The 17,501-nt window shown below is 56.1% G+C and carries 14 protein-coding genes; 8 read left to right on the forward strand and 6 right to left on the reverse strand.

The features are described 5' to 3' along the window. The first annotated feature begins 297 nt into the window (after positions 1-297). Together CHB83_RS02250 and CHB83_RS02255 are read left to right on the forward strand one after the other, a co-directional pair. Positions 298-1,980 (forward strand): hypothetical protein, encoded by a 1,683-nt coding sequence (locus tag CHB83_RS02250; RefSeq protein ID WP_143436968.1) that lies wholly within the window; start codon positions 298-300, stop codon positions 1,978-1,980. Between the two features lie 4 nt (positions 1,981-1,984). Next, positions 1,985-3,232: a radical SAM protein gene (locus CHB83_RS02255; RefSeq protein WP_089331517.1), complete on the forward strand. Its 1,248-nt coding sequence runs from the start codon at positions 1,985-1,987 to the stop codon at positions 3,230-3,232. Positions 3,233-3,432: 200 nt separating this feature from the next. On the opposite strand, the gene CHB83_RS02260 is transcribed toward CHB83_RS02255, so the two are convergent. Next, the gene (locus tag CHB83_RS02260) at positions 3,433-4,959 is read right to left on the reverse strand and encodes a sigma 54-interacting transcriptional regulator (protein WP_045687551.1); all 1,527 of its coding nucleotides are present in this window, start codon (positions 4,957-4,959) and stop codon (positions 3,433-3,435) included. A gap of 342 nt (positions 4,960-5,301) precedes the next feature. Between CHB83_RS02260 and CHB83_RS02265 the strand changes: the two genes are divergently transcribed. Beyond that, on the forward strand, positions 5,302-5,991 hold the full coding sequence (locus tag CHB83_RS02265) for a 2'-5' RNA ligase family protein (RefSeq protein WP_089331518.1): 690 nt from the start codon (positions 5,302-5,304) through the stop codon (positions 5,989-5,991). 104 nt (positions 5,992-6,095) lie between these two features. Here the strand turns inward: CHB83_RS02265 and CHB83_RS02270 are convergent, their stop codons facing one another. Then, positions 6,096-7,202, reverse strand: coding sequence for a vWA domain-containing protein (locus CHB83_RS02270; RefSeq protein ID WP_045687553.1), 1,107 nt, complete (start codon positions 7,200-7,202; stop codon positions 6,096-6,098). 160 nt (positions 7,203-7,362) lie between these two features. Here CHB83_RS02270 and CHB83_RS02275 point away from each other — a divergent pair, with 160 nt between their 5' ends. From CHB83_RS02275 to CHB83_RS02285, 3 genes are all read left to right on the forward strand, one after another. Further along, on the forward strand, positions 7,363-7,644 hold the full coding sequence (locus tag CHB83_RS02275; RefSeq protein ID WP_045687554.1) for a DUF427 domain-containing protein: 282 nt from the start codon (positions 7,363-7,365) through the stop codon (positions 7,642-7,644). A gap of 51 nt (positions 7,645-7,695) precedes the next feature. Then, positions 7,696-8,340 (forward strand): PliI family lysozyme inhibitor of I-type lysozyme, encoded by a 645-nt coding sequence (locus CHB83_RS02280; RefSeq protein ID WP_052695024.1) that lies wholly within the window; start codon positions 7,696-7,698, stop codon positions 8,338-8,340. A gap of 205 nt (positions 8,341-8,545) precedes the next feature. Continuing rightward, positions 8,546-9,169, forward strand: a complete 624-nt coding sequence (locus CHB83_RS02285; protein WP_045687555.1) for a hypothetical protein — start codon at positions 8,546-8,548, stop codon at positions 9,167-9,169. A gap of 102 nt (positions 9,170-9,271) precedes the next feature. Here CHB83_RS02285 and CHB83_RS02290 read toward each other — a convergent pair whose 3' ends face one another. Both CHB83_RS02290 and CHB83_RS02295 read right to left on the reverse strand, forming a co-directional pair. After that, positions 9,272-10,249 (reverse strand): acyl-ACP desaturase, encoded by a 978-nt coding sequence (locus CHB83_RS02290; protein ID WP_089331519.1) that lies wholly within the window; start codon positions 10,247-10,249, stop codon positions 9,272-9,274. Between the two features lie 112 nt (positions 10,250-10,361). Continuing rightward, a complete protein-coding gene (locus CHB83_RS02295; protein WP_089331520.1) occupies positions 10,362-11,987 on the reverse strand; it encodes a hypothetical protein in 1,626 nt (541 codons plus the stop codon). Positions 11,988-12,158: 171 nt separating this feature from the next. Between CHB83_RS02295 and CHB83_RS02300 the strand changes: the two genes are divergently transcribed. Further along, positions 12,159-13,853, forward strand: a complete 1,695-nt coding sequence (locus tag CHB83_RS02300; RefSeq protein ID WP_089331521.1) for an ArnT family glycosyltransferase — start codon at positions 12,159-12,161, stop codon at positions 13,851-13,853. Between the two features lie 59 nt (positions 13,854-13,912). On the opposite strand, the gene CHB83_RS02305 is transcribed toward CHB83_RS02300, so the two are convergent. After that, a complete protein-coding gene (locus CHB83_RS02305) occupies positions 13,913-14,725 on the reverse strand; it encodes a phytanoyl-CoA dioxygenase family protein (protein ID WP_089331522.1) in 813 nt (270 codons plus the stop codon). A gap of 136 nt (positions 14,726-14,861) precedes the next feature. On the opposite strand from CHB83_RS02305, the gene CHB83_RS02310 reads away from it, so the two are divergent. Beyond that, complete coding sequence (locus tag CHB83_RS02310; RefSeq protein WP_089331523.1) at positions 14,862-16,517, forward strand: ArnT family glycosyltransferase; 1,656 nt, start codon at positions 14,862-14,864, stop codon at positions 16,515-16,517. Positions 16,518-16,547: 30 nt separating this feature from the next. Here the strand turns inward: CHB83_RS02310 and CHB83_RS02315 are convergent, their stop codons facing one another. Continuing rightward, positions 16,548-17,498 (reverse strand): glycosyltransferase family 2 protein, encoded by a 951-nt coding sequence (locus CHB83_RS02315; RefSeq protein ID WP_089331524.1) that lies wholly within the window; start codon positions 17,496-17,498, stop codon positions 16,548-16,550. Positions 17,499-17,501: the final 3 nt, after the last annotated feature.

Genomic DNA, 17,501 nt, shown 5'->3' on the forward strand with positions numbered 1-17,501 from the left:
GTTTACAAAAGCCCGCCGGATTTTCCGGTGGGCTTTTGTGCGTTTAAGCTGGTTATTCAACCTCACTTAGGTGTAGCTCAGAACTGTAAACACTTCTACAAAGTCAGAATAAATTGTTGCAATACGTTTGTAGTCAATACTATATATAATCACATAGATATACAGAAAGTCTTGACAGCAAGGCAGTTGGTTTTGCTGCGGCACGGGGGCTAAGTACGTTCGGAGCAACAAAGCCACCTGCTACTGTAGGGCGCTACGCCTGCCTCTATTAGTACACGTAAGATTATCCTATTCTGTATGGAAACGTCCTGTACTACGCGCCCAGGAGTGCTTGCAGCATTCCGACGGCGCCTACCTGCTTCCTTGCTGAGTGGGGTGACGCTTGTGATCCACATGGTGCTGGCTTCCGGCTGCAATTACTACTGGCCCCAGCAGCAAACAGCTGACCCCGCTGGGGTAGCTAGCTTGGCCTCGTCTAAGTTATTCCTAGTGCACCAAGGCAATAGCGTGTGGCAGCTTCAAAATCCGCAGTTGAGCGGCGAGGCTCTACAAGGACAAAAAGCCGACCTAACGTTGGAATTGCGCCAGTATGCTACTCCCATTATAGGTCAGGGATTGCGCTACAAGCGTCGTGACAAGCATACGGCCCTGAATCTCGTTCATCTCTACCTTACTGATTCGCATACGTTCACGGGCTCCCAGGTTAGTATTCCGCTAGCGGACATGCAGCGCTTGGAGGTGATAGAGCGGGATACCGGCAAAACCATTTTTTCTCATGTGCTTGTTGGCGCTGGAGTTGTAGGCGGGGCCTATGTTATCCTAGGCATCATCGTACTGCTCACCAAGAGTTCTTGTCCTTTCGTGTATGCTTACAATGGGGCGAATTACCAGTTTGTGGGCGAAGCATACGGGGGTGCCATCTTCGCACCTGCTGAGCGCGACGATTACATGCCCCTACCCAACCTGCAGGCCCAGGGGCAGGACTATCAGCTCAAAATCACGAACGAACTGCGGGAGCGGCAGTATACCAACGTGGCAGAGCTGTGGTTGGTGCATCATCCGGCGGCTACGTCCGTGTTGATAGACAGCCAGGGTAATATGCACACCATTGGGCGCCCAATGGCCGCCGTGCAAGCAACTTCCGACGCTGGCACCGACTACACCACCCACCTCGCAACGCGCGACAAGATCGCGCTACTCTTCAACGACGAAACGCCTGGCACTGCTCCCAACAGCGTGGTGCTCACCTTTCCGAACCCCACGCAGGCTAGGGCTGGCAAGTTGGTACTACACGCCCAAAACTCCTTGTGGCTGGATTACCTCTACGGCGAGTTCACAAAGAAATTCGGGTCGTACTACGGCCAGTGGGCCAGCACCCAGCACAACGTACCAGCGCGGGAGCTACGGGAGTGGTCGGAGCAACAGGGCGTTCCGTTGCGAGTATCCATAGAAACGACGCAGGGTTGGCAACTCGTCGAGCAAATCCAGACGGTAGGCCCCCTGGCGTCGCGCGACCTAGTAGTCCCGTTCACGGTGCCGGGCACCACGTCTTCCGGCCCTATTCGCTTGAAGCTGGAAACGGGCTTCATGTTTTGGGAGGTAGACTATGCAGCCGTTGATTTCAGCGCCGATGCGCCCGTGCACATCGAGAAGCTGACGCCGCACAGCGCCCGCGATGAGCAGGGCCGTGACCAGCGCACGGCCCTCGCCACCACCGATAGCCACTACCTCGCCCAAACCCATCCGGGCACCGAGGTGGCCCTGCGCTACCGTGCGGCCAGCACGCCTACGCCAGACCACATGGGCACTACTGCTTTCCTACATACGCGTGGCTACTACGAGCACATCCGCAACTACGAAGGCCTACCCAACCTGCCAGAGCTGTACTCTTTCCGCAAGCCAGGACGGTTTATCACGTTTTCTAAAGACAAGTACCACCAGTCATATCAGGAGCTACACCTAGCAGCCGCTACTCACTAACGTTATGCAAGCTACTATCCTACCCGACCTACCTTACTTAGACCATCCTGCACCGGCTACCACCAAAGCATCGGGCCCCGTAACGGTGCCTACCTTGTCGCCTACCATGGTAGCATCGGGGCTACGGCGCGATGTACTCAACCGCTGCCTAACGCTCGTTGAGACTGGCCTGACTTTACACTACTTGCGCAGCCCCAGCCGCATTCGGCAGGCTGGAGCCGAAGTGCAGGTGCTGCGGCAAGCGTACTATGGCAATTTACGGGTGCAAAAGGTGGCGCACGTAGCCGGGCGGTATTACCGCGAGTTTCAGACGCCGGGCTGGCCTTCGGTGGCCCACGCACGCTACGTAGCTACTACCCTACACCGCCTAACACCCTTCCGGCCCGACGCCCATTCCTTGCAAATGGTGTTTCTGGCTATTACCAAGAAGTGTCCACTTGCCTGCGCCCACTGCTTTGAGTGGGATGCGCTCAACCAACGCGAAAAGCTCACCCTGCCCGACTTACGCCGCATGGTAGCCGAGTTTCAGAGCCGCCACGTTACCCAAATCTTATTTAGCGGCGGAGAGCCCATGCTACGCGTGCACGATATCCTGGATGTGCTACGCACCGCCCAGCCCGGTACCGATTTTTGGGTGTTCACCTCGGGCTTTCATTTTACCCGCAAAAATGCGCAGCTACTCAAGCATGCTGGCCTAACCGGCGTATCCATCAGCCTAGACCATCACGACCCTGCTCAGCACAATGCCTTCCGGGGCTCGCCAGACGCGTACCAACATGCCATAAACGCTGCGCAGTACGCCCACGAAGCTGGGTTGGTAGTGGCCCTCACGGTGTGCGCCACCCGTGAGTTTACTACCCCCGAAAATCTTATGGCCTACGCCCGCTTAGCCAAGCAACTGGGTGTCACGTTTATACACATACTGGAGCCCCGGGCCGTAGGTCACTACGCCGGGCAGGTGGTAGACCTAGGCGCTGCTGAACTAGAACTATTGGAAGAGTTCTACCTAAAGCTTAACTATAGCAAGGACTATCTGGATTGGCCCATTGTGCACTACTACGGTTACCACCAGCGGCGCATGGGCTGCAGCGGAGCCGCCGACCGGTTCTTGTACGTGGACACCGATGGCGATATGCACGCCTGTCCTTTCTGCCAGCAGAAAGCCGGTAGCGCCCTCACCGGGGCGCTAGACACTTCCTTAGCCGCCTTGAAGTGCAACGGCTGTAAGGCCTTCGCGCACGCTCCTATATAAACCGACGTTTGGCCCACTAACACGGACGGGCCATGGTATTACTTTATCCAATTATTAGCTGCACGTATTCTTATCGTCTTATACCTGGCTGTGCTGCTGTTGTAGAGAACTAGTAAGCAACGCCATATGAATTGGAAACAAAACAGCCGCTCCTGGTAGGAGCGGCTGTTTTAGGTTAGTGAGTCGAGCCTTCGTAGTGCTTATTTGCGCTTACGCTTGCGCGACGATTGGTACTCGTCGTCATCGTCGTCATCGCCAAAGTTTGGCATGGTGAACATCGACGACAGCAAGTCCTTGAACTGGGCTCCAGCCGTGAGGCGGTTGCGAGAAATCAGGCTATGCTCGGCCATACCGTGCAAAGCAAACTCCATCCAGAAGTGCATGTTGTCCTTACTTAACTCACCGGGTACGCTCTGCTTCACCAAATCCTGCAAACCAGGCACTACGTCCAGCACCTTGCGGTAGTCGTCATCGGAAGCATCGTGCAGCAGGTCGATGGTGCGCGACCCAAACCAATCCTGTACGGGTTTGTATGGATTGGGCTTGTCGCGCTGCTTTTTGGTTTTCTCGGGGTCGGGGAAGTAGCTCAGGAACTGGGTGCGCAGAGCCTTGCCCATCAGCTTCTCGGCCACAATACCCGCGCCTTCTTGCTCACCTTCGTACACTAGCTCCACCTTGCCCGTTACGGCCGGTACAGCGCCCAAGAAGTCAGCAATGCGCACGTAAGTCTGTTTTTCGCCATTGATGAGAGCTCGGCGCTCAGCAGCAGCAATAACTTGCTCGTAGGCTGAAATAGTGAGACGAGCCGACACGCCCGACTTCGCATCAACGAACTCAGAGCCGCGGGCCTCAATAGCCACTTGTTCTACCAAGTCGTGTACTACCTCATTGGTTGTCACCAAGCCGCGCTGCTCCTCCCGGATGCGCGCCTCTTGTTTGGTGATGCGCTTCCCGATTTCAATGCTCTTAGGATAGTGCGTGATAATCTGAGCGTCAATCCGGTCCTTCAGTGGCGTTACAATGGAACCACGGTTGGTGTAGTCTTCGGGGTTAGCCGTGAAGACGAACTGGATATCGAGGGGCAAACGCACCTTGAAACCACGAATCTGGATGTCGCCTTCCTGCAGGATGTTAAACAATGATACCTGAATACGGGCCTGCAAGTCGGGTAGCTCGTTGATTACAAAGATGCCCCGGTGGGCTCTCGGAATCAAGCCAAAGTGAATTACGCGCTCATCTGAATACGGCAGCTTCAAGGTAGCAGCCTTAATGGGGTCAGCATCACCAATCAAGTCGGCCACCGACACGTCGGGAGTTGCCAGCTTTTCAGTGTAGCGGTCGTCGCGGTGCAACCAAGTAATGGGAGTGTCATCACCCTGCTCGGCCACGAGGTTACGCGCAAATACCGACAGGGGCTGCATAGGGTCATCGTTCAGCTCCGAGCCAGCTACCACGGGCACGTACTCGTCTAGCAGGCTTACCAGCAAGCGGGCAATGCGCGTTTTAGCTTGTCCACGCAAGCCGAGTAGGTTAATGTGGTGACCGGCCAAAATGGCCCGCTGCAATTCTGGAATAACGGTTTCCTCGTAGCCATAAATGCCAGGAAACACATCTTCTTTGCTTTGAAGCTTCTTAATCAAATTGTCGCGCAGCTCCTGCTTCACGGAGCGAGGCTGATAGCCGGATTGCTTCAGGGCACCGAGGGTGCGGATGTCAGGTTGAGTCATACGGGGAGTGGATTACCGGCTTGCCTACGTATCCGGGCTAGTAGCAGTCTGGTTCAGGCCGCCGGATTAGTAGTATAACTAGTAAGCCGGGCGGTTGGTTCGGGCAAAATAAAGTATGCTACCGGAAAGATTAAGGTTGTTGATGCCGGGCGTGGGCAGTTTGGTATCTGTCTGCCCCACGCGGTTGATTCAATATGGCGCGTAGTTCACAACTTGCGGCCGGCTAATCTTTCCGCAAAGCGAAAAAGGCTATGAAGTAAGGAGGCTTTAAAAGTACGCTGCAAGCTTCAGCCGCTGGCAATAGTAAGCCGGCTACTGTTGTCCCTCTCATTTATTACCCGCATGAGCCTACAAGACCATTATGATGCAATGCGCACAACTGCCTTTTCTCATTTCATACAAGGCAAGGCGGAGCTCGACCCGTTACTTACTTCAGGGGAGGACACCCGCCGGGGCATTACGTTATTGGCTCGTCCGCCGGGGCATATCCTCGCTACCATTGAGCGCGTTTTAGCTGATTTTCAGAAGCTAGACCCTACTCAGTACTACTACCCTGCTTCTGACATCCACCTCACCATTCTGTCCATCATCTCCTGTCACAGCGGGTTCACTCTGTCGCAGGCTGACCCAACGGCCTACCAGGACTTAGTGCGCACCGTTCTGCGTAAGGCCCGCCCGTTTACCGTTCGCTACACGGGGCTTACAGCATCGCCGGGGGGCATCATAGTCCAAGGGTTTCTGGAAGATGACAGCCTAGAAAAACTGCGTAGCAAGATTCGGATGGCCTTTCTTAGCTCTGGCTTACAACAATCCATAGACCAGCGCTACACTATCCAAACGGCGCACTCTACTGTTGTTCGCTTCATAGCGCCGCTCCCCCAGCCAGAGGGCCTTGTTACTGCCCTTCAGAACTACCGGTCCGTGCCTATTGGCTTATTTGAGGTAGACGCGCTTGAGTTGGTGTACAACGATTGGTACCAACGAGCGGCCAATACGGTACTGCTAGAACACTACTCGCTTACGCCCAACTAAGCAGCCTGAACGCGGGCGGGGCATTATAAAAGCCGAGCTACCAAGGTAGTTATACCCTGGCGGCTCGGCTTTTATAATGCAGTTATCGTTTCCTACTGCCGGCGCTACACCGACTTGCGGCGGTTGCGCTTGTAGTCCTCGAAGATCAAGTGGCCTAGTCCTTTCAGACCGCTGTAGTAGGCTTTGCCTTGGTTTACTTCCGTAAATTCTTCCACAAACTGCTGCAAGTACGGGTCGGAGGCAATCATGAAGGTAGTGATGGGCACCTTAAGCCGGCGGGCCGCTGCCGCTAAGTTCAGCGTCTTGTTGACAACTTTGCGGTCGAGGCCAAAGCTATTTTTATAATACCCGTTGCCTTCTTTCAAGCAAGTAGGCTTACCATCCGTAATCATAAAAATCTGCTTGTTGGGCGTCTTGCGCTTGCGGAGCAGATCTAAGGCCAGTTCCAAACCAGCCACCGTATTGGTATGGTAGGGCCCTACCTGCAGGTAAGGCAGCTCTTTAACCTCAATCTGCCAAGCGTCGTTACCAAATACGATAACGTCGAGGAAGTCCTTGGGGTACTTCTGCTTCACTAGCTCCGACAGGGCCATGGCAACTTTTTTGGCCGGCGTAATGCGGTCCTCGCCGTACAGAATCATGGAGTGCGAAATGTCGATCATCAGCACCGTGCTGGTCTGCGACTTATGTTCATTTTCGCGTACTTCCAGGTCTCCCTCCGTCAGGATGAAGCTGTCGCCCTCCATGCCGTGGTTGAGCTGGGCGTTGCGAATAGACTCCGTCATCTGAATTTGGTCCAGGGAGTCGCCGAAGCGGAATTCCCGCATGTCGGTGCTCAGCTCGTCGCCCTGGCCGGTGTGGGGAGTGCGGTGATTGCCCTGGCCCGACTTCTTCAGCTTGCCAAAGATTTCTTCCAGCGCCGAGCGGCGAATGTTCTGCTCGCTTTTGGCCGTGATATTGAATGCACCCGGCTCCTGCGGGTCTTCATCGATATACCCTTTCTTCTTCAGGTCTTCAATGAAGTCGCCCATGCCGTACTCATTATCCGTAAGGCCGTGCTGCTTATCTAGCTCGTTTAGCCACGAAAGAGCCTCACTCACGTCGCCGCTGGTGATGGTGACGAGCTGCATGAATATCTTAAAAAGGGAGTCGAAGCCTTTCTCGGTCGACTCCTCGGGCGTAAAGTCCCGAAAACGAAAGCCTGCGGACATAAATCAAGGGGAATGAGTTACCAGAACAACGAGCAGCCGGGCAATGTTCGTTTTCCGCCGGGCCCACGGCGGTAATTGTGCGACTGTCTACCTAAGATAAGTTGTTTTCACTTTTTGGCTGCTGGGCTGTTATTCTCTAACCTCAACCTTACCTCCCCCAATGAAAGCTATCTGGAACAACACTGTCGTGGCTGAGAGCAATGATACCGTGGTAGTAGAAAACAACCACTATTTTCCGGCCGATGCTATTAAGCACGAATACTTCGAGGACAGCATTGCAGGTACCACCTGCCCCTGGAAAGGCCGCGCCAGCTACTACTCCTTGCGCGTAAATGGCGAGCTGAACAAAGATGCCGCGTGGTTTTACCCCGAGCCAAAGGAAGCTGCTCAGCAAATCAAAGGCCGCGTGGCTTTCTGGAAAGGCGTACAAATTGTGCCGTAGGCGGCTACAGAGCGGTTATTTGCGTATACTAGCGCATACGCTTCTTTCTACATGATACCCGCTTCTTTCCGCTTTCCGGCTGCAGCTACTGTTCTGCTAGCCCTGGCTGCCTGCGACACTACTCGCGACACCATCGTAACATCGTCTCCCTCCGTGGCACTACGCAGCGCCGAGTCGGGGCAGGTAGACACGGTCACCAGCTTCCGCCGCAGCTTCACCCAGGGGCCCACTCAATACCAAGTGCGCACCATTGGTGAGGGCAGCCTGCGGTTGCTTACCGTGCGCACTTTGCTAAACGGGCAGGAAATAGGTACGCTGCGCGACACCCTTGATGGAGAAGTGCAGGACGCTGCCCTGGCTTCCCTCAGCGGCCAAACTAACCCCGAGCTGTTGGTTTTTGTGCGTAGCGCCGGCAGTGGTTCCTATGGGTCGGTGTACGGGTATTGGTACGCCGAACAAGGCATGAACCGCTTGCCCGCACTGCCTGAGCTACCCGATCCGGCCGCTCAGGGGTACCAGGGCCAGGACACCTTCCGTATTGAGGGCAAGGAGCTCCTTCGCTCGTTTCCGGTGTACCGTCCAGCTGATGCCAACTGCTGCCCTTCGGGTGGACGGCGTACCGTTCGATATACCCTGCCCACCCGCGCCCGCGGGTTTCAGCAAGTACCAGCTACTAAGACTACTACGCGTTCCTGAGCTACCAAGGGCCTTCTCCGGAATCTTTTGCACGCAGATGGGTTACAATATCCATTCAGGTATATTAATCAATATGTAACAGGAAAAATACAACTCAATTCTGTTACTTGCGTTACCTACAGCTAGTCTCTCTCCCGGGACTTCGTAGTATGTACAACCCCGTGTAGTCTTACCTCGGCCCTTCCTAAAATTTCCCCTTTTCTATATGCTTACTTCTCAGCTTCACCGTCTCCTGCTTGCTTCCGGCATGATTGCAGCGCTGTCTGCCTGCGACACTACGCGTCCCGTAGCCAGCGAATCTTCTTCCGCCGATAATGTGTCGTCGCCTACCGTCGAGGCTTCAGATGTAAGCTTTGACCGGGAAGTAACGCAAGGCAACTATCGGTTCGCGGTTAAGACCTTTGGTTCACAGCCTCAGCGGATAGTTAGCATTCGTTCTTACCGCGGCGCTGCCCAAACTATCGACCCACTACGGGTTGACATTATGGGTGCCGTTACCAACGTAGCCTCTGGTGATTTGAACGGCAACGGCAAGCCTGAGCTCTATATCTTCACGGACAACAAGAACACCAACGGCGGCCTGTACGCCTACGAGTTTGGCGAGCGGGGCTACACCCCCATCACTAACCCTGGTACACCGGCTGGGGCGGCAGGTGCTGGTTACAGCGGCCAAGACACGTACCAGATCAGCGGCAATACGCTTACCCGTACGTTCCCCGTAACGCCGGCTGAAAATGCTACCACTCCCGCGGGCAACCGTACCGTAGAGTACACGCTTGATCCTAGTGGCAAGCTAGTAATGAGCCGTTCTACCGATAGCCCTAACTAGTAACTCCATTACCCAATATCACTGCTGTAGCTTACACAAAAGCCCCCGCTCCTTACGGTGCGGGGGCTTTTATTTGGTATAACCTCCTGGATTGGTAGCTATCTACTCAATCCACTTGAACTTGTATTCCAGCTTGGGCACCGGCATCCGGTCGGCTACGCGGCGCAAGCGGTTTGGTAAGGCCGTAATGTAGTCGCGGGCTTTTTCGGCGGCGCCGTTCAGGCCCGTAATCTGCTCGATCTTCCAGTCCTTAATCAGCGTTTCCAGAATATCGGTGTAGTCTTGGCTGGTGTATACTCCCAAGCGCTGGGCGGCATCGGTGAAGTGGCCAAATGTTTTGCCCATCTCTACGCCTAGCTCACGCATGTAGTGAGCGGGCATCACGATTTTCTTGCGCATCATGTCCTCGAAGGCCAACATCATTTCTGAAGGGTCTACTTCAAAGATTTTCTCAACGAACGTCTTGTAGACACGAGCATGGCGGGTTTCGTCGCCGGCAATCATACCGCAAATTTTCGACAGCTGATCTTCCCCGGCTTTCCGGGCCAGTGTACCTACCCGGCGGTGCGAGAGGTTGGTAGCCATTTCCTGGTAGCTCGTGTACACGAATGCGCGGTAAGGGTCGTGAGCGGTACCCAGATCAAAACCGTCGGCAATGAGATATTGAGTGCTCACCTCAAACTCGCGCATGTTTACGCGGCCCGAGAGGTAGAGGTACCGGTTGAGCAAGTCGCCGTGGCGGTTTTCTTCGGCCGACCAGCCCCGAATCCACTGCGCCCAGCCGTTGTCACGGTCCCGATTCAGGTCATCGAGTTCGTGAAACCAAGCTTCATAGTTGGGTAGAGCCTCCTCCGTAATCGTATCGCCAATGAGGACGGCCAGCAAATCGTAGCTGAGCTCTTTGGCGCGCTCACGCAGGATTTTCACCTCATCAAAAAACGTATCGACACGGGAATCGGGCAGAAAGTCAGATGGTTGCCAGCTGCCTTCCACGCTTTTTAGAAAGGTCCCAATGTTTTCTTTCACAAAAGACTCCATATGCTGGAGAACTTCTGCACGGGAGGTGACACTTGCAATCATGGCGGTGCGGAGTAGGGAAAAAGGAGAATTCTGGCTCAAATGTATGTATTCACTACCCCGCATTCCGCGAAATAAGTCCCAATACCCCCCTATAAAATTTTGGCCTTAGGAGCTATTTCACGTCTTCTACCCAAGCTTTATACGCCTGCGGGCCGACTTCAGGGGCGCGTTGCAACCGCACGTGGGGCTGCTGAGTTTGGCGCCGTAGAGCTAGCTGACGGTTAAGTAGCGCTGCCCCCTCCGGCGAAAGAACCCAAGCTACGTGGGGTTGCTCTGCCAAACGGCGCATACTAGTAGTAAAGTCACGCGTGTCCGTGAGGGCGTGGCGAAGCACGGGCTGCGACGGATCGAGGGTGGGCCAGCCGGCTATTCCTAACAAATGGCCCTGAGTTGGCACTAGATGCTCCTGGAAAGGCGAGGCCGATTTATACGTTTCCTCAACGATATCTGACACCAAGATGCCTCCTCGCACTTTACCAAAAAGTAGGCGCTGCCGCTCATGGTTGCGGCTTCTTTCAGCGCTGAGCACCACCCGCCGGTGGCTGGTTTTGTACGCGTAAGGTACGGCAGCTACCAATAGCAGCACCAACAACAGCAGTGCCGACCGCAACGGAAAGCGGGCGGCGGGCTGCAGGCAGAAGATAAGGTTGCCGAGAACCCAGAAATCCAGTACGGGGAGGGCGAGGCGGGGCGGCAGCTTCAACCCTACCCCCAGGCCTACTACAACAATTGCAAACGCCAGCTGTACTACCCAAAATACCCCCCGCGGCTGCCCACTCCGCCACGCAACCAGGCAGGTACCCACCAGCAGCAGCAACAACGGAAAATAGTCGCGCCCGAGTTGCAGTAGCAGGTTACGCAGCTTGGGCAGTGCCGTGTGCTCTACAAAGTAAGGCAAGTGAACGGGGGTAGCCCGGTTGAAAAAAGCCTCGTTGATAAGCGTGGAGTCGCCTACCATCCAGTGGTGCGTTAGGGCTAGCCCTAAGCTGTCGGGGGCAGATAGTGGGCGGGCGGGCGGGGCCGTGAGGTGGAAGTCGTTTAGGTTTGACTTCAGCACATCGAGGCGGCGGTACGTAGCGGCGGCATCAGAACGGGTGAAGGTAACAAGCAGCCCTGCTACCACTGCAAAGCCTGCCGCTGAGGCCAAGATGGGTACCGCCCGTCGCTGCGCTAACCACCAGGCACCAGGTGCCACGACCAGCAGCGCTAGTACGGCGGCGCTGGGTCGTATCAACCACGCCAGTGCGAAGGCCAGCAGCCCCAGAATAGCAGCTTTCCGTCCAGGCGCTCGTTGCGCGGCATATAGCAAGCCAACGCCAGCGAGCAGCACGGGGATGCGCACGTAGCTAAACCAAAAGCCGTGCTCCAGCCACGCAACTTCAAACAACAGCGTGCTGCACACCAGCACCCAGCCCATAGACAGTCTGGTACTCAACACCTTATCGAGCACAGCAAACAATAGGACGGTAGCAACTACCAGCAGGCCATAGAGCGTAAGCCCATACCACGGCACTGCGGGCGCCGTGGTGTAGAGCCAGGCCCAGAGTGCCGCGTAGCCATGAAAGTACAGGTGCAAGTCGGTGACGGGGGACGCCGCCGATACACCCCGCAGCAACGCCACAATCGTTAGGTCGTCGTTGGTTTCGTAGTAGCACCCCAGCAGCAGGCCATTACCCGCCAAGCATAGCAGCGGCAAGAGCAACATGATAAAACGACGGGCCCGGCCAGAAAAGGTCATGCCGCAAGTTATTGTTTCTAGTACTTGCGCAGACGTAGCAGTGGCTTCTACTCCCCAGGAAAAGCTTACGCGTTTCGCTGAGTCGAATACTTTGCGCATTACTCTGGCCGTTCGATGGCCCGTTGCTATTCCGCTGGCTTGTGAAATAGGAATGACTGCCCAGACCACAATTTGCATTTCGTCGACGCCGGTCCTGCCCGTAGCTTTGCCAACGTGACCCGCTATTCTACCCGCCTGGCCGACTGGACCTTCCTGTTTGTGGCCGTATTTACAGTTGCGTATTTTCTACTAACCCACGAAGGGCTGTATGCGCTAGATGATTACTTCTATTCGCGCTATGCTCATCAGGTGCTTACTGGCACGTTTCAGCTAGCCCCCGATCCGGAAGGCTTGCTTCATGACCCGTTGAAAGAGCGCCCCCTGATTTTTGGGCCCGTGGCATTGTGCTACGCGTTGTTCGGTATCAATATCATCAGCACGACCCTTTGGCCGCTGCTTGCTACGCTGGGCTGCGCGGGCATTCTCTGGAAGCTATACCGCCGAGATGAGCCCCTAGTAGCGGCCACGGCCATGCTGCTACTCGGGCTGCACTACTTCACCCTCAACCTCACCAACTACCTCTACCCCGACAACATTCTGATGTTCTGGTGCTTGGCTGGAGCCGCCACCTTGCTCACTGGCCGCCACCGGCCACGCAACGGTGTCGCCTGGGGCGTGGGGTTTGCAGTGTTGAGCTTTGCCGCTCTCCTCAGCAAAGAAACCATTACTTATTACGTACCCTTCTACCTCGCCGTGCTGGGATGCGATGCCTACCGGCGCAAAAATGGGAGGTTCTGGCTAGCAGCTGTTGGTAGTGGAACCGCTTTGTTGGCTGGCTACCTAGCTTTCTATCAGATATTCACGAATGACGCATTCTACCGCATTCACCTGATTGAGAATACCAACAATTTCCTCAAGGAGGGCAACTACCTAGAGGGCAACCACAGCGCCCTGCTAGCGCGCCTGACCTGGCAGCCTTTCACGTTCTTTCTAGGTATTGGGCTAGGCCCACTACTTGTACTAGCCGGTCGAGCCTTGTTTCCCGACAACGTACCTAGTGAGCCAGACCGGCAGTTTTGGCTGGGACTGGGTTTTAGCGCGCTAGCATTTTACTGGTTAGGTAGCACGTCTATCAGTCAGTATAACCCCATCACCCTACTGCCCCGTATGACCACGCCCTTGCTCCCACCACTGGCCCTGGCGGCGGGGTTTGGCCTTCGCCAGCTACTACAAACGGGGCGCGGACTGGGCCTGGTGGGCCTGCTACTCCTGGCGGGCGGTGGGTGGCTGCACAACAGCTTGTCGGTGCTCTACGGTGGATTGGGACTCTGCTTCGTGGGTTTAGCCCTGGCTCTGCGGTGGCAACGGCGGCCCGCTTGGCTGCAACTAGGCGCCCCTGCTTTAGTAGGCTGCACGCTGGTAGTGCTAGCCGGCAGCCTGGCCCTGCGGCCCACTTATTTTATGACCAAGCCCTCCGTATCGGCCCACTTTGCCCAGGAGCGCGTTATTCGGCGGCAACTCCAAGCGCCGGCGCGGGGAGTGGTATTTGTGGATGACTACCTAATTGGCAACTACGACTTTTACTATGGCTACCGTGTGCCTGCTGGCTTGCAGTACCGCCGCTACTGGGCCCGCGACTCCGTGCGCTTAGCTCCCGGGCAGCGCGCATGGCTGCTACTCAACCGCAGCACTTTAAGCAACGATGAGCTAACCCGCAAGCTTATTCGCTACTCCCCCGATTCAGTACTAAGCTGGTACCCTCGGCGGCACCTGCTGGCCCATGATGGCCAAGTAGAACTGTACCAAGTAAAGCTCGCCTCGCAGTAGAGTATTGCCTTACAAACAGCCCATCACTCTTATTTCCACTAGCTCACAATAGCTGGTGCTTATTTCTGCCAAAAACGCATTTCCAGGGAGATGCGAGTTTCGTCGGGGTTGAGGTTGACGGCCCCGCCGTGGAGCAAGTAGGGCGAAAACAAAAGCACCTGCTCGGCGCCTGGGTTCGGGCGAATAAGCTGCAGTTCGGTGGGTGAACTAGTCACACCAGGTACTGTGTAGGTGGCCCCATTGTATACAGCACCGCCCTGGGTGCGGCCGGTGCGGCTTTCGGGCCACCAGTGGCTTCCCGGCACCAAGCTCAGCGAAGATTGCGGCGTGCTGCCACATACGGGCACATATATATTGATGCAGTCATCATAATCAGGCAGCCATACGTCACGATGCAGTGGGTTATTGTCGGATCGGCCCGGGCGTACCAAGCGCAAGTGAAATACCTCTAGCTCCTCAAACGGGTTGTGGGCCTGCACCGGTCGGCCACACAGCTGCGCCACGCGGGCCTCTACTGCCGAGACTGGTACGGGCAGGCGCACCTGCTGAATTTCTTTAAGCTGCTGCACCACGGCTAAGTGCCGGGCCTGGTCGTCGCCGATAAGGTGATGGTAGGCCGTCATGGGCGCATGGGCGGGTACTGGCAAGCCGGTGGCACGCACGGCCTCGCGCACCAGTTCTTCCAGACCTGCTCGCAGCCTTTCCTGCTCGGGAACTGCCAGAAAAGGAGCTACCACATAACCAGTGTCGGCCCAGGCTGTGCCCGCAGTCAGGTCAAGGCTACTGGCTAGTAGTACCCGGTCGTCGGGCATCTGTACCTCGCCGTCAATCTGGTAGTGAATTTCACGCTCGTTTATGCGGGCTTTCATCATGCAAGGTAGGGCTGGAAGAAAGATGCAAGGTAGCCAAAAGCGCTGTTTTGGGAAGATACAGGCCAAGCACCTTTTGCCAGCGGCGTGCTAGTTGGTGGGTCCGTGGTTACCTTTCCAGTCCGTTTCTTCTCCTGCTTTGCCCGCTGCCATCCACTTGCGCCGACTATCCCTGCCCACGGTTACGCTGCTCATCGTCGGCCTCTTTACAGTTGCGTATTTCTTTCTCACGCACGAAGGCATCTACGACTACGATGATTATACCTACGCCCGCTACGCCCATCAGCTAGCCACGGGTACGTTTGTACCCGCCCCGCCCCCAACTCACCCCGACCACACCCCCCTGCATAACCGCTGGCTGGTGTTTGGGCCCGTGGCGTTGTGTTACAAGCTATTCGGCGTCAATATCTTCAGCACTACTCTCTGGCCCCTGCTGGGCACACTAGGCAGCGTAGGGCTGATATACGCGGCTTACCGCCACCGGGCGCCGGTAGCTGCCAGCGCCTCAATGCTGCTACTCGGGCTGCACTACTTCACCCTCAACCTCACCAACTACCTCTACCCCGATAATGTGCAGCTGTTTTTTGCAATGGCTAGCGCCACTGCCCTCTTACTGGGGCGGCGGAGCAAACCAGCCAAGGCCGCAGCCTGGGGCGGGGGCTTTGCTTTGGCAAACTTTGCGGGCCTGCTCAGCAAGGAAACCATTGTGTACTACTTGCCTTTTTACCTGGTGGTTTTAGCCCGTGACGTAAGGTGTCGCCACCACGGCCGTTTTTGGGGGGCAGCCGTGGCAACGGGGGCCGTAGTACTGGTTGCCTACCTAGGATATTATTCCTGGGTTGCCGATGATGCCCTGTATCCTTTTCACGTAGTAGAGCACACCAACGAAGCCCGCAAGTACCACAGCTACGCTCTGGGCCGCACCGATTTGCTGGCTCGCATTACCTGGCAGCCACTGGCATTGCTAGTAAGCACAGGCCTAGGCACGGTGATGTTGCTAGCCGGGCGGGCTGTAGTACAGTGGCGGCGCCCCACGGACCCAGAAATGCGCTTCTGGTTAGCCCTGGCGGGTAGCTCTCTGGCATTCTACTGGCTGGGCAGCACTTCCCTCACCTATTACAACCCCAATTCCTTGCTACCTCGTATGCTAACGCCATTGCTGCCGCCTTTGTGCTTGGCGGCAGGCTTCGGGTTGGAGCAGTATTGGCGCACGGGCCGCGGCGGCCAGTGGCTAGCAGTGGGGTTCCTGGCGGCAGCAGCGTGGCTTCACAACAGTCTATCTATTGCGTATGCGGTGCCGGGGCTGTTTCTAGCCTTGGTGGCCGGACTTACCCCAGGAACTGAGCGTCAGGGCAACTGGTGTCAGCCCGGCTCCCAAGTCTTCGCTCGAGGCATGTTGCTGGTGCTAGGACTGAGCTTAGCCTTACGCCCTGCATACTTCATGACCAAGCCCAGCCGCTCAGAGTATACAGCTCAGCACCGGCTCCTGCAGCGGGAACTGCGCGGCGCGGCAGGCGGTATAGTATTCGTCGATGATTTCTTAGTGCGCAACTTCGATTTTTCTTACGGCTTTGCTGTACCCCACGGCCTGCAGTTCCTCCCCTACAACTCCTACGATACAGTGAAGGCAACTCCTGCCCGCCCTGCGTGGCTTTTGCTTAATCGTGCCACTCTACGCAACGACGATTTAGTTCCAAGCATCATCTCTTACTCCGCCGAGCAGGTACTGGCTCCGTTTCCGCAGCGCCAACTCGTTGCCCACGACGGGGCCGTGGAACTATACCGAGTAAAGTAAAAGGTCAGTAGCGAAGAACTGATAGTCTTTTCAACTGCACCGCCAACGGCTCCAACGTGCCAGTAGCTGATCAAGAGCAGAAAGATGGCGGGTTTGAGATAACAGATCCGCCAACTGTACGGCGTGCTGATGGTTACCGTGGCGTACGCACTGGCGCATCTCCCAGCGCAGGCGCACGGCCAGGGCCTCGCACTCAGCAGCAGTTCGACACAGTGCCAAGGCTTTACGGCAGGTAGCTAAGGTAGAGTCCAGGTGCGGGTCGCCGGGACGATAGGCGGTGCGCGACATGGCCTGCGGGTGCTTACGCTTCTGCGTGGTTACGGCGTCGAGGAACTGGAAATGCCAGTCGCGCGCGGCCCGCACCCAGAAATCAAAGTCCTCGTAGTACAGCGTTTCATCGTAGCCGCCCAAGGCATCGAGGGTAGCGCGGCGCATGAGCATGGTAGGCGTGCTGATAAAATAGCGCCGCAACACTTCAGCAAACACCTCTCCCGATGCTGGCTGTGGGTGCAACCTGTTCCCTTCGCGCCGAATGTGAAAGCGCAAGTGGCTTCCCTGCTCGTCAATTAGTTCGGCATCGGAGTACAGTACTCCATAGTGCGCAGGCAACTGTTGAAATAGCGCCACCTGCTGGGTCAGGCGTGAGGGTAGCAGCACATCATCAGTGGCGAAATCCACCAAATATTCGCCCGCCGACTGCCGGTAGCCTAAGTTGAAGGCACGACATAAGCCAATATTCTCGGGTAGTAGATGAAGCTGCCAGTGAGGCTGCTGCGCCGCATACTCTTGTAAGATATTGGGGCTACAATCGGTACTACCGTTGTCGATAAGAATGACTTCTACCTGCGGATAGGTTTGAGCCAAGATGGAGTTGAGGGCGTGGCGCAGAAAGGGTGCATGGTTGTGGCAGGTGGCTACAATACTTACTAAAGGCAGGCCAGCGGCCGGAGAAGAGCAGGAACTAGCGGAAGCATTAGCCATGGA

Source organism: Hymenobacter mucosus (assembly GCF_900188255.1).
In the GTDB taxonomy this organism is placed as follows: domain Bacteria; phylum Bacteroidota; class Bacteroidia; order Cytophagales; family Hymenobacteraceae; genus Hymenobacter; species Hymenobacter mucosus.

Bases quoted from the DNA above. Each gene is read 5' to 3' on its own strand.
- CHB83_RS02285 (WP_045687555.1), top strand. From the start codon at position 8,546: ATGCTTACTTCTCAGCTTCACCGTCTCCTGCTTGCTTCCGGCATGATT.
- CHB83_RS02265 (WP_089331518.1), top strand. From the start codon at position 5,302: ATGAGCCTACAAGACCATTATGATGCAATGCGCACAACTGCCTTTTCT.
- CHB83_RS02315 (WP_089331524.1), bottom strand. From the start codon at position 17,498: ATGGCTAATGCTTCCGCTAGTTCCTGCTCTTCTCCGGCCGCTGGCCTG.
- CHB83_RS02280 (WP_052695024.1), top strand. From the start codon at position 7,696: ATGATACCCGCTTCTTTCCGCTTTCCGGCTGCAGCTACTGTTCTGCTA.
- CHB83_RS02275 (WP_045687554.1), top strand. From the start codon at position 7,363: ATGAAAGCTATCTGGAACAACACTGTCGTGGCTGAGAGCAATGATACC.
- CHB83_RS02250 (WP_143436968.1), top strand. From the start codon at position 298: ATGGAAACGTCCTGTACTACGCGCCCAGGAGTGCTTGCAGCATTCCGA.
- CHB83_RS02270 (WP_045687553.1), bottom strand. From the start codon at position 7,202: ATGTCCGCAGGCTTTCGTTTTCGGGACTTTACGCCCGAGGAGTCGACC.
- CHB83_RS02290 (WP_089331519.1), bottom strand. From the start codon at position 10,249: ATGATTGCAAGTGTCACCTCCCGTGCAGAAGTTCTCCAGCATATGGAG.
- CHB83_RS02255 (WP_089331517.1), top strand. From the start codon at position 1,985: ATGCAAGCTACTATCCTACCCGACCTACCTTACTTAGACCATCCTGCA.
- CHB83_RS02295 (WP_089331520.1), bottom strand. From the start codon at position 11,987: ATGACCTTTTCTGGCCGGGCCCGTCGTTTTATCATGTTGCTCTTGCCG.
- CHB83_RS02305 (WP_089331522.1), bottom strand. From the start codon at position 14,725: ATGATGAAAGCCCGCATAAACGAGCGTGAAATTCACTACCAGATTGAC.
- CHB83_RS02260 (WP_045687551.1), bottom strand. From the start codon at position 4,959: ATGACTCAACCTGACATCCGCACCCTCGGTGCCCTGAAGCAATCCGGC.